Annotated in this window: 9 protein-coding genes; 3 read left to right on the top strand and 6 right to left on the bottom strand. The window is 69.5% G+C overall.

Annotation, left to right across the window (positions count from 1 at the left end):
• The 5 genes from IJH84_RS06105 to IJH84_RS06085 all read right to left on the bottom strand — a co-directional run.
• On the bottom strand, nt 1-711 hold a 711-nt coding region (locus IJH84_RS06105; RefSeq protein WP_295141346.1), incomplete at its 3' end, for an Nramp family divalent metal transporter.
• A 41-nt stretch (nt 712-752) separates the two neighbouring features.
• A complete protein-coding gene (locus tag IJH84_RS06100; RefSeq protein WP_295141343.1) occupies nt 753-2,885 on the bottom strand; it encodes an acetate--CoA ligase family protein in 2,133 nt (710 codons plus the stop codon).
• Nucleotides 2,885-4,111: a formyl-CoA transferase gene (gene frc, locus IJH84_RS06095; RefSeq protein ID WP_295141342.1), complete on the bottom strand. Its 1,227-nt coding sequence runs from the start codon at nt 4,109-4,111 to the stop codon at nt 2,885-2,887. The genes IJH84_RS06100 and frc overlap by 1 nt, the downstream gene beginning before the upstream one ends.
• Nucleotides 4,112-4,256: 145 nt before the next feature.
• Nucleotides 4,257-5,957, bottom strand: coding sequence for a thiamine pyrophosphate-binding protein (locus IJH84_RS06090; protein WP_295141337.1), 1,701 nt, complete (start codon nt 5,955-5,957; stop codon nt 4,257-4,259).
• A 386-nt stretch (nt 5,958-6,343) separates the two neighbouring features.
• Nucleotides 6,344-7,057 (bottom strand): GntR family transcriptional regulator, encoded by a 714-nt coding sequence (locus tag IJH84_RS06085; RefSeq protein ID WP_200070657.1) that lies wholly within the window; start codon nt 7,055-7,057, stop codon nt 6,344-6,346.
• 149 nt (nt 7,058-7,206) lie between these two features.
• Here IJH84_RS06085 and IJH84_RS06080 point away from each other — a divergent pair, with 149 nt between their 5' ends.
• On the top strand, nt 7,207-8,178 hold the full coding sequence (locus IJH84_RS06080; protein WP_295141335.1) for a hypothetical protein: 972 nt from the start codon (nt 7,207-7,209) through the stop codon (nt 8,176-8,178).
• On the opposite strand, the gene IJH84_RS06075 is transcribed toward IJH84_RS06080, so the two are convergent.
• Entirely contained in the window at nt 8,159-8,986 is an 828-nt protein-coding gene (locus tag IJH84_RS06075; RefSeq protein WP_200070655.1) for a TIGR03620 family F420-dependent LLM class oxidoreductase, read from the bottom strand. The genes IJH84_RS06080 and IJH84_RS06075 overlap by 20 nt on opposite strands.
• Before the next feature lie 188 nt (nt 8,987-9,174).
• On the opposite strand from IJH84_RS06075, the gene IJH84_RS06070 reads away from it, so the two are divergent.
• On the top strand, nt 9,175-11,037 hold the full coding sequence (locus IJH84_RS06070) for a cellulase family glycosylhydrolase (protein ID WP_295141332.1): 1,863 nt from the start codon (nt 9,175-9,177) through the stop codon (nt 11,035-11,037).
• A gap of 44 nt (nt 11,038-11,081) precedes the next feature.
• Nucleotides 11,082-12,056: a PHP domain-containing protein gene (locus IJH84_RS06065; protein ID WP_295141330.1), complete on the top strand. Its 975-nt coding sequence runs from the start codon at nt 11,082-11,084 to the stop codon at nt 12,054-12,056.
• Nucleotides 12,057-12,203 lie beyond the last annotated feature (147 nt).

Raw genomic sequence — 12,203 nt, 5'->3', positions numbered from 1 at the left:
GGAGCCGACCACGATGGGGAACCAGGTCGCCGACATCGCCTCCGGCGGGAAGTAGCCGAAGTGCAGCATCCCGGTCAGCGTGCTGGACAGGTCGCTGAGGTTGCCCGCCATCGCGGCCACCACGGTGGTGCCGACCACCAGCAGTCCGATGAGGACGCTGAGCACGTTCTCCAGCAGCGAATAGATCACCTTCGCCAGGCTGAACACCACGCCCACCAGGATCAGCCCGGCACAGGCCGAAACCACCCACGGCAGCCCGGTGATCTTCTCCAGTGCCGCGGCACCGGCCGAGAGGTGCCCCGGCCAGATGTAGACGGCGATCGCGGTGACGAAGAAGAACCACATCAGCGGTTTCGCCAACCGGGCTGCTCCGGTGAAGATGCTTTCGCCGGTGGCCATCGCCCACCGCGCCATCTCCAGCATCACCACGGCCTGCAAGGTGACGCCGATCAGGAACAGCCAGCGGATCTCCGGGCCGAACACCAGCACCAGGCGCGGCCACATGTAGGACTCGCCCATGCCGACGCCCAGTGCCACCAGGAACACGGTGGGTCCGAGCAGGTGGATCGACGGCGGTGCGTCCGGCAGCGGCCGGATCGGCATCGCCTCCAGCTTCCCGGCCCGCCACACCCCGGGCCGGGCACGCGCCGAGGGCGCTAAGTCGGGCTCCTGTTCCGCTTCGCCGTACGACGCGGATTTGTCGGCTTCCATTCCGGGTCGCCTCCTTGTCAGCTCAGAGTTCCTACCGGGCCTCAGCCGAGCAGCCCGGCGGAGCGCGCCCACCGGTACTTGGCTCCCAGCACCGCCACCGGTTTCTCCGTCGTGTAAGGGAAAGCGGCGATCCCGTGGTCGAAGAGGTGCTCGGCGGCCTGCTCCACTTCGGTGTCACCGGCCAGCGAGGCGACCACCGGTTTGTCGATGCCCTGTTCGCGGGCCTCGGCCACCACGCGGGCGGTGAGTTCGGCGAAGACCATCGGCGGCGTGACGATGGTGTGCCAGTAGCCGAGGATCAGCGCGTGCACCCGCGGATCCCGCAACCCGAGCCGGATCGTGTCCTCGTAGGTGCTCGGCGGCTCGCCGCCGGTGATGTCGATCGGGTTGCCCGCCGCGCCGAAAGGCGGGATGTAGTGCCGGAACTGCTCGTCCAAATCGGACGGTATGTCCATCAGTCGCAGCCCGTTGGCCACGCACGCGTCCGAGAGCAGCACTCCCGAACCGCCCGCGCCGGTGATGATCACGACGTTCTCGCCCTTCGGCGTCGGAAGCACCGGCAGACCGCGGGCGTATTCGAGCATGTCGTTGAGGCCGGGAGCACGGACGACTCCCGACTGCCGGAGGATGTCGTCGTAGACCTTGTCATCGCCCGCGAGCGCGCCGGTGTGCGAGCCGGCCGCTCGTGCGCCGAGCGCGGTCCGGCCCGCTTTGAGCACCACCACCGGCTTCTTCGCCGTGATGCGGCGCGCAGCCTCCACGAACGCGCGGCCGTCCTTGAGGTCTTCCAGGTGCATGGCCACGCACTTGGTGTTGTCGTCCTGCTCGAAGAACGTGAGCAGGTCGTCCTCGTCCACATCGGACTTGTTGCCGAGCCCGACGATGGCCGACACCCCGGTCCTGGTGGTGCGGCTGAACCCGAGGATGGCCATCCCGATCCCACCGCTCTGCGACGTCAGCGCGACGCCGCCGCGCACGTCGTAAGGCGTGCAGAACGTCGCGCACAGGTCGTGCGGGGTGTAGTAGTAGCCGTAGATGTTCGGGCCGAGCAGCCGGATCCCGTGCTTGCGCGCGATCTCGACGACCTCGTCCTGCAATTCGGCGTTGCCGGTCTCGGCGAACCCGGACGGGATCAGCACGGCCGCGGCCACGCCCTTGGCGCCGCATTCCTCCAGCGCGGCGGGGACGAACTTCGCGGGAACGGTGAACACCGCGACGTCCACCTCGCCGGGAACGTCCTGCACGCTGCGGTATGCCTTGCGCCCGAGCACTTCGTCGGCCTTCGGGTTCACCGGCAGGATCTCGCCGCCGTAGCCACCGGCCGTGAGGTTGCGCATCACCGAGTTGCCGATTTTGCCGTCCTCATTGGACGCACCGATGACGGCGACGCTGCGCGGCCGCATCAGCCGGTTCATCGCGTGCAGGATGTCCTGCCGGGAATGGCGGTGCGGCTGCGCGGTGCCGTCCGGATCGAGCAGCACCCGGACGTCGGCCGCCACCGCGCCGCCTGCCGAGGCGAACACCGGGTTGAGGTCGAACTCGCTGATCTCCGGAAAATCGGTGACCAGTTCGGACAGCGCTTGCACGACGCCGGCGAGCGCATCGGCGTCGGCCACTTCCGCGCCCCGAGCTCCGCGCAGCACATCGGCCGCGGCGATGTCGTCGAGCATTCCGCGCGCTTCGAACTTCTCCAGCGGGGCCATCCGGAACGTCACGTCTCTGAGCGCCTCGACGAGCACGCCGCCGAGTCCGAAGGCGACGACCTTGCCGAACGTGGGATCGGTGGTCGCGCCCACGATCACTTCGTGCCCGCCGGTGAGCATCTGCTGCACCTGAACGCCGTCGATTTCCGCGTCGGCATCGTGTTCCCGCGCATTGGCCAGAATCCGCGCATAACCCTCGCGAACCTGCGCAGCACCCCGCACACCGGTGAGCACGCAACCTGCGTCCGTCTTGTGCAGGATGTCCGGCGAGACGATCTTCAGCGCTACCGGGCCGCCGAGTTCCGCCGCCAGCGCCACCGCCTCTTCGGCGGAGTCGGCCACGGCTTCGGCGGCGGTCGGGATGCCGTAGGCCCCGCACAGCGCTCTGCCCTCCGGCGCGGTCAGTGCGCTGCGCCCTTCTCCGAGCGCGGCGTCCAGGACTCGCCGCACGGTCTGCTCGTCGTGGCCCATCAGATCACTCCGTCCGTCTTCAACTCGGCGAGTTCTTCCGCGCCAACGCCCAATTCCCGGTAGACCTGCTCGTTGTGCTCGCCCAGCAGCGGCGATCTGGTGACGTCGGCGGGCGAGTCGGACAGCTTGATCGGGCAGCCGACGGTGCGGAACGGGCCGCGCTCCGGGTGTTCGACGGTGACGATCATGCCGTTGTCGGCCAGCGAAGCGTCCTCGACCAGTTCGCGGGTGGACAGGATCGGACCGCACGGGATGCCCCGCTCGGTCAGCCGCGCCAGCACTTCCCACTTGCCGTGCTGCCTGGTCCACTCCTCGATCAGGCCGAAAATCTTGTCCAACTTGGACAGCCGGGCTTCCGGTGTGGACCAGTCCGGATCCGCGGCCAGCTCCGGACGTCCGATCAGCTCCGCTATCGGCGCCCAGCCCGCGGGCTGGACGATGACGTACACGTAGTCGTTCGGGCCGCCGGGGTCGCACCGCAGCGCGGAGCCGGGCTGCCCGCCGCCGGAAGCGTTGCCGGAGCGAGGTACCTCGGTGCCGAACTGCTCGTTCGGGTACTCGCGCAGCGGGCCGTGCGCGAGCCGCTGCTGATCGCGCAGCTTCACCCGGCACAGGTTGAGCACGGCGTGCTGCATCGCCACCGAAACCCGCTGGCCCTGCCCGGTGCGCTGGCGTTGCAGCAGCGCGGCGAGAATGCCCGCGACGGTGTGGATACCGGTACCGGAGTCACCGATCTGCGCACCGGTCGCGGTCGGCGGCCCGTCCTCGAACCCGGTGGTGGACATCGATCCGCCCATCGCCTGCGCCACGACCTCGTAGGCTTTGAAGTGGGTGTAGGGGCCGTCTCCGAAGCCCTTGATCGAGGCGTAGATCAGTTGCGGGTTCAGGCCGCGCAGCCGGTCCCAGTCGAACCCCATCCGGTCCACCGTGCCGGGGCCGAAGTTCTCCACCAGCACGTCGCAGCCGCGCACCAGATCGGAGAAGATCTCTTTGCCCCGGATGCTTTTCATGTTCAGCGTGATGCTGCGCTTGTTGCAGTTCAGCATCGTGAAGTAGAGGCTGTCGGCGTCCGGGACGTCGCGCAGCTGCGTTCGGGTGATGTCGCCGGTCGGCGACTCCAGCTTGACGACTTCGGCACCCAGCCAGGCCAGGATCTGGGTCGCCGAAGGTCCGGATTGGACGTGGGTCATGTCCAGCACCCGGACACCTTCCAGTGCGGTGCTCATGCTCGAATTCCCTTCCGCGCAGGGACGATGGAATCCACAACGGACTGAATAGCGCGTTCGGCGGCTGCTGCGCAGCGGTTCCGCTCGCGGAACCCCGGCGGCTCGGCGCGCTGCGCGATCGGCGCGCCCCCTGCGCAGGCAGCCGCTACTTGTACATCGTCTGGTTCATCGTTCCCGGCGCGTAGACGTCCGGGTCGATCCACACGTTGATCAGCGACGGCTTGCCGGAGTCGCGGGCGCGCCGCAGCGCGGGGCCGATCTGGTCCGGCTCGCGGACCTCTTCGCCGTGTCCGCCGAGCATTCTCGCGAACTCGCTGAAGGGCACGTCGCCGAGCGTGTTGCCGATCCGATCCCGTTCGGCCCCGTACTTCTGCGCCTGCCCGTAGCGGATCTGGTTCATGGACGAGTTGTTTCCGATGATGCCGACGAACGGCAGCCCGAACCGCACCATCGTCTCGAAATCCCATCCGGTGAGGCTGAACGCGCCGTCCCCGAACAAGCACACCACTTCCTTGTCCGGGCGGGCGTGCTTGGCGGCCATCGCGAACGGCACCCCGACGCCGAGCGTGCCGAGCGGGCCCGGGTCCATCCAGTGCCCCGGCGACTTGGGCTGGACCACCTGCCCGGAGAAGGTGACGATGTCGCCACCGTCGCCGATGTAGATCGAGTCCGCGGTGAGGAATTCGTTGATCTCGTGCACCAGCCGGTACGGATCGATGGGGGATGCGGTGGACAGCTGGCGCGGCAACCGCTTGTCGTAGGCGGCCTGCTCGACTTCGCGCAGCTCGCGCAACCATTCCTTGCGCGCGCTGCTGCCGTTGTCGATGCGGCCGGTGGCGGCTTGCGCGACGGCGGACAGCACCGCATCCGCATCGCCGACGATGCCCAGGTCGACGTCCCGGTTGCGGCCCACCGTCCGGTAATCCAGGTCGATCTGCACGACGGTCGCCTGCTGCGACAACCGCCGTCCGTAACCCATCCGGAAGTCGAACGGGGTGCCGACGATGACGATCAGGTCCGCGTTGGCGAAGGCGTGCCTGCGGGCGAGCTGGAAGTGCAGCGGGTCGTCCGGGGCGAGGGTGCCGCGGCCGGCGCCGTTCATGAACGCGGGCACGTCCAGCGACCGCACCAGCTCCACCGCCGAGTCGGTGGCCCGGCAGGTCCAGACCTGGTTGCCCAGCAGGATGCACGGTTTTTCCGCGTGTGCCAGCAGATCCGCCAGCCGCTCGATCGATTCCGGGTCTCCTGCCGAGCGGGTGGAGGCGCGGTAGCGGGCCGGCACCCGGGCGGACTCGACCGGCACGCTGGCGTCGAGCACGTCGCGGGGGATCTCCAGGAACGACGGTCCGGGGGCGCCGTGGTGCGACTCGCGGAACGCCATCGAGACCATGTCGGCGGCCCGTTCGGTGCGCGGCACGGTCGCGGCGAACTTGGTGATCGGCGACATCATGTCCACGTGCGGGAGGTCCTGCAGCGAGCCCATCTTGTGCTGCGAAAGCGCGCCTTGGCCGCCGATCAGCAGCATCGGGCTCTCCGCGCGGAACGCGTTCGCCACGCCGGTCACCGCGTCGGTGGTGCCGGGGCCCGCGGTGACCACGGCGCAGCCGGGGCGTCCGGTGATCCGGGCGTAGCCGTCAGCGGCGTGTGCGGCCACCTGCTCGTGGCGCACGTCCAGGACGTCGATGCCTTCGTCGGCGCAGCCGTCGTAGATGTCGATGATGTGCCCGCCGCACAGGGTGAAAACGGTGTCCACGCCTTCGGCGCGCAGTGCTTTGGCGACCAGGTGGCCGCCGGAGATCGTGCGGTGCTCGTCGGGTAACGGAGGGTTGGAAGCGGAGTCGGCCATCGCTGTTCTCCTCCCCGCGCGCCCTGCGGTGCGGAGCCGGTCGGCACGCGGACTCGTAAGCGCAGCTCCATACTGCATACCGTATGAGGTAGCAGTACTCCTGAGTCCGCATGCTGTCCAGAGCCGGCCCGGGCATTACCCCTCGATGGCGGTGTCCCGGCCCCCGGCGAGCGCAAGATCCACATTGGCGCAGCGCGGATTTCCGCTCAGTGAACGGAAAAGCTGGATCGGTCGCGCGACGGCGAGACCCTGGGTGCGGCAGAACCCGTTGTGCAGCAACGAAACCCGAAAACAGTCAATTCGGACAAACGGCTCCACAATGCAGTCAGCGCGCGTTCCGCTTGCCGCGCGCAGGAGTTCGCGCGCCCGGTGGAGCCGCGCGCCGATCAGGACTTCTTGCGCCGCCGCTTGGGAGTTCCGTCCTGCTCGCCGTGGCCGAGGTAGGTCAGGCGGGTGTGCTCGGTGTGCTCGCGCATCAACCGCTCCGCGCGTTTGCCGTCGCCCCGCTCGATCGCGTCGATCAGCGCGGCGTGCTCCTGCCAGGACTGCTCACCCCGCGAGCGCGCGACCGGAGTGTGGTACCAGCGCACTCGGCGAGCGACCTGGCCGGCGAGTTCTTGCAGCACGCGGTTCTCGGAAAGCTGCGTGATCCGGGCGTGCAGCCGGGCGTTGGTGGCGACGACGGTGTCGATGTCGTCGGAGTCCAGCGCGCGCACGCCCTCGTCGTGGATCTCCCGCAGCGCGGCCACGCCGTCCGCGGTGCGGTTGGCGGCTGCCAGCTTCGCGGACTCGGCTTCCAGCAGGGTGCGCACGCTCAGCAACTGGTCGGCCTCCTCGTCGGTGGGGGAGTGCACGAACGCGCCGTAGCCCGGCCGCAGGTCGACCCACTCCTCCTTCTGCAGCGATTGCAGCGCTTCCCGGACCGGCTGGCGGGACACCCCGAGCAGTTCGGCGAGTTCCTTCTCCACCAGGTGCCTGCCCGGTTCGAGCTCGCCGGTGACGATCATCTCCAGGATCGCCTCGTACACGGTCTCGCGCAGCGGCACCGGTCGCGCCACCTGGCGCCCGGAGTTCGCGGCGGATGTGGAGGGCTCGGACATGACGGCTCCGCGCTCCGGAACGCCCGGCGTTCCGGCAGGTCAGGGACAGATCATCGGCAGCATACAGTATCCGGAAGACCGTCCGGCGCGGTTTCGGTTCGCGCGCCGGTGCACGCGACGCCGGTCGCCCCGGGTGCGACTGCTCTACTGTGGACGGTCCGGGTGTCGTCGGCGGGAGCCGTCCTAGGCCGATCGGCTGGATCACCGCCGGGTGGCTGGACTCGGCTCTCCCACGGGATTACAACCGGATGCTGGGTTCCGGCACGACCGCGCCGCCCGCGCGGCCGAATCGGCGGGAGCTCCCGGAGGCGACGATGGATCCGGCCATTCCACTGCGGGTCGCGCTGTCCGCACTCGCACTGCTCGCATTCGCCGGCGATGTCCTGATCGGACCGGGACCGCGCGGCGCGCGGTGGTTCTCCGGGCACGTGTTGTGCGCGGTCGCCCTCGCGCTGGTCTTCGCGATGAGCGGGGGAGCGGGACAGAGCGCGGAGTTCGCCCTCGGCTGGGTGGTCGGCTGGTCGGTGTGCCTGGACCTGGTGATCGCACTGGCCGCGCTGTCCAGGGCGGTGGTCGTACCCCATGCCGCAACGGTCGCCGTCGGCGCCGCATTGCTCGCGCGCTCGGTGCTGTCGTTCACCGGGCCGGGCGTGGCCGGGCGAGCGGCCGCGGTGATCTTGGGTGCCGCGCTCGTCGGGGCGGGCGGCTGGTGGGCGCACCGCCGCGAGCGTCCACCGTTCCCAGCCGTCCCCGCACCGGTGCGCAACGGATTGCTGTTCGGTGCCGCGGCTACCGGAGTCCTGTTCGCCTGCAGCGCAGCCACGGTTCCAGGTGCGCAACAGCCCGCCGCGTTCGCTGCGAGCCTGCTGGCGCTGCTCGGCGCACCTCGGGTGTTCGGCTTGGTCGATCGTGCGGTCGCGCGGGCGACTCGACCGCAGGTCGCGTTATCGGTGCTGCTGGCCTTCGCGGGCGTCAAGACCGGACTCAGCGCGCTTGTCGGTGCCACGTCCGGAGAAACGTTCGCGCTGGCAATCGGATCTTTCGGCGTCCTGGCCGCGGTGATCGCGCTCAGCGCGGTGACCGCGGTGCTGAGCCCGGACGTCAGCGGAGCTCGGGGCTGATCAGGACCTCGGCGAGCCGGCGCCATTGCCTGAGCGGCGCGCGTCCGTCCGCCTCGGTCGCAAGCACGGTCACCGCGACCTGATCGGCCCCGGCGTCGAGGTGTTGTCCCACCCGTACGGCGATGCTGTCGGGGTCGCCCCAGCTCACCAACGCGTCCACGATCCGATCCGATCCCGTTCCGTCCTCCTCGGTGAACCCCATCCGGTGGAAATGCGCCCGATAACCGGTGACTCCGGCCAATTGGTCGAGCAGCCAACGTCCCGCCGCACGCGCGCGGGCAGCATCGGTATCGACGACCACTGGATGCTGCACCACCAGGGTCGGTTGCGGCCCCAAGCGTGCACGTGCCCGGGCGGTGTATTCCGGTGTGGCCAGCAGCGGGAAAGCGCCGGCGGTGCGCTCACCGGCGAGCGTGAGCATCCGGGGTCCGAGTGCTGCCAGGAGACATCTGTCGGCGGGCACGGCCGGTTCGATGCGGTTCAGGTAATCGCTCAACGTCTGCCGAGGGTTCGGCCCGTGCGCCCCGCCGAGACCGACGAGGAATCGGCCCGGGTGATCCGCCTCGATCTCGGTGTAGGCCGTGGCCACGGAATCCGAGGAGAACACGTCGACCGGAATGATCCCCGTCCCGACGGGCACGTGCCGTGTGGCCCGCAAGGTCGCGGCGACGCGGCTCAAGTCGTCGAGCCGGCCACCGGATATCCAGATCGCGGCATAGCCCAGTTGTTCCAATTCGGGCGCCGCTGCCAGCGATTCCCGCCAATCCCCGAAGCTCAACGTGACTCCGATCCGGCCTCGCAGCGTCATCCCGGCTCCCGATCCCGTCCCCGTGGCGTGCCTTTCCGCTACCGGAGGTTGCTACTTCGACCGAGGTCGAGGTCAATCGGTGCGGCGCGATGATGAACGGTTGCGGCACTGCGCCGAACGAGTGAAACGTAAACGCCGTTCACGTTTGCTGTTGTCCGGGTCGTGCTCGGGTTCGTAGCTTGTCGTCCATGATCCGCTTCTTCGGCGCCGGGCTCGCCCTGCTGCTCGTCCCGCTGTCCCTGGTCCCCGCCGAGCCCGCGGCGGCGGCGAGCGAGCCCTGGTTCGACGATGCGGCGAGCCGCTCGCTCGACCTCGCCGGTTCCGGCGCCGGAGTGTCCTATCGGGACGGTCACGGCCGGGAGGTGGTGTTGCGCGGCTTCAACGTCTCCGGCGAGGTGAAGCTGGGCGAGAACGGCAACCTGCCGTTCGCCACGACCGCCGAAGCCCGCGAATCCGCCGCCGCGATGCGGGAATCCACCGGTGCGAACACCGTGCGGTTCCTGCTTTCCTGGGAGCGGGTGCAGCCCGCGCCGGACCGGATCGACCGGGAGTACCTGCGGCGCGTGACCGAGCAGATGGCCGCGTTCGCCGACGCCGGATTCTGGGTGCTGCCGGACTACCACCAGGACCTGTACTCGCGGCACCTGTTCCGCCCGGACAGCTGGTACACCGGCGACGGCGCGCCGCGCTGGGTGGTCGAAGGCGGTGACTACCCGCCGGAGAACTGCGGGGTCTGCTTCCACTGGGGACAGAACATGATGAACAACGAGGCGGTCAAGCAGGCGAAGGCCGATTTCTGGAACAACCGGCGGATTCCGACCGCGGCCGGTGAGGTCGGCATCCAGGACGCCTTCCTGGCGCAGGCCGAGGCCGCGCTCGGCTACTTCGCCGAGCATCTCACTCCGGCGCAGTTCCAGCGGATGATCGGCTTCGACCCGTTCAACGAACCGTCGGCGGGCGACTACGACGAGGGCCAGGACGGTGCGAGCTGGGAACGTGCCGAGCTCTGGCCGTTCTTCGAACGGTTCCGGTCCATCATGGACAGGGCGGGCTGGCGGGACAAGCCCGCTTACGTCGAACCCACGGTGTTCTGGAACAACAACGTGCCGTTCGTGCGGGAACCGGGCGGCTTCCCCGAGCTGGAGCACCTCGGCGACCGCTTCGTGTTCAACGCGCACTTCTACCACGCGCTCGCGCAGTCCGGGCTCTACGGCAAGGCGAAGGACGGTGAGAACGTCGCCGATTTCGCCCAGATCCGCGATCGTGCGGCCGAACTCGGCACGACCGGCTTCGTCTCCGAGTTCGGGCATCCGCTCGGCGGGTCCACGGCGGACAAGTATCCGACCGTGCTGAAGGGCCTGTACCAGGCCATGGATTCCCGGTTGTCCGGCGCGGACTGGTGGCGCGGCGCGGCGCACTCGGGCTCGGTGCTGTCCGGAACCCAGTGGCAGTGGGACATCTACCACGATCGGCACCACGAGCCGATGAACGGCAACCCGGACAAGGTCGAGACCGAAGGTGACGCCTGGAACGGCGAGGACCATTCCGTGGTGAGCCGCGACGAGACCGGAAAGCTCCGGCTGCGCGCGGACCCGCGCGTGCTGGACCGGTTGTATCCCCGCGCGGTCGACGGCGAGACCGCGGCGTTCACCTACGAGGACCGATCCCGCGACGGCGACAAGACGTTGACGTGGAACGAGATTCCCGCCGACATGCCCGCCGTGCGGGAACTCGTCGGTGAAGGCCAGTACGGAGTCCTCGCGTGGCGCGAAGGCGCATCGGACGCGCCCACCGAGCTGCACTTGCCGGAAACCTTCGGCGATACCAACACCACGGTCGTCTCCGACATCGGCAGCGTGCACGGGATCCCGAATTACGAGCCAGGAAAAGCGATTTCCTCCACAAGGGACTCAAGACTCGTGCTCGACGTTGCGGGCGAACCCGGCACGATGCACTACGCGCTCGTCGCCAACGGTCCGGAGTCCCCTTCGCCGCAACAGCTCTCCGCTGCCCAGGCCGAATTGGACCGGTGGTCGGGCTCGCTGCGGTGACGCCCGGACGTGCGCGCCGACGCGCGCGGGGTTACCAACGCTGCATGGACTCTGCGCGGGCTTTGCGGGAGATCGCGTTCTGGTTGGAACGCGCGGGCGAACCGACCTACCGGGTGCGGGCGTTCCGGCGGGCGGCGCAGGTCGCGGACTCGCACGACGACCTCGCCGACCGCGCCGCGGCCGGGCGGCTGACCGACCTGGCGGGCATCGGCAAGACCACCGCGCGCGTGATCGAGCAGGCCGAGCGGGGCGCGACACCGGACTACCTGACCCGGCTGCGGGACGAAGGCGCGGAGCCGGCCGGGCCGTTGCGCGCGGCGTTGCGCGGTGACTGCCACACCCACTCCGACTGGTCCGACGGCGGCAGCCCGATCGAGGAAATGGCCGCCACGGCGCGGGAACTCGGGCACGAGTGGATGGTGCTGACCGATCACTCACCGCGGCTGACCGTCGCGCGGGGGCTCAGCACCGAGCGCCTGCACCACCAGCTCGAACTGGTCGCCGAGCTCAACGCGGCGATGCGGCCGTTCCGCGTGCTGACCGGCATCGAGGTGGACATCCTCGACGACGGCTCGCTGGACCAGGACCCCGAGGTGCTGGCCGGGCTCGACTTCGTGGTGGCCAGCGTGCATTCCAAGCTGCGGATGGATTCGGCGGCGATGACCCGGCGGATGCTGGCGGCGGTGGCGAACCCGCGGGTCGACGTGCTCGGGCACTGCACCGGGCGGTTGCGGTCGAGCCGCCCGCCGTCCGAGTTCGACGCCGACGAGGTGTTCGCGGCCTGCCGGGAGCACGGCGTCGCGGTCGAGATCAACTCGCGTCCCGAGCGGCTGGATCCGCCGCGGGCGCTGCTGCGGCGCGCGTTCGAGCTGGGGTGCGAGTTCGCCATCGATTCCGACGCGCACGCCCCCGGCCAGCTCGCCTGGCAGTCCTACGGCTGCGCGCGGGCCGAGGAATGCGGCATCCCGCCGCAGCGGGTGATCAACACGCGCGGCGCGGAGATGCTGCTGAGCCGCTGAGCAGTGTCGGCACTGCGGCCCGAGGACGCGGCAGGACCCCGCTGCCAGCCCCGCCCGCCGCGGTAGGGACCGCGTGCGACCGGCCGGCCGCGAGTCGCAGCCGCTCACCCCACCTGAAACGAGCGCTTCGCCAGCCCCATCCAGTAG

It is taken from the genome of Saccharopolyspora sp. (genome assembly GCF_017434145.1).
GTDB lineage: Bacteria > Actinomycetota > Actinomycetes > Mycobacteriales > Pseudonocardiaceae > Saccharopolyspora_C > Saccharopolyspora_C galaxeae.
This window is presented reverse-complemented; position numbering and strand designations above follow the sequence as displayed.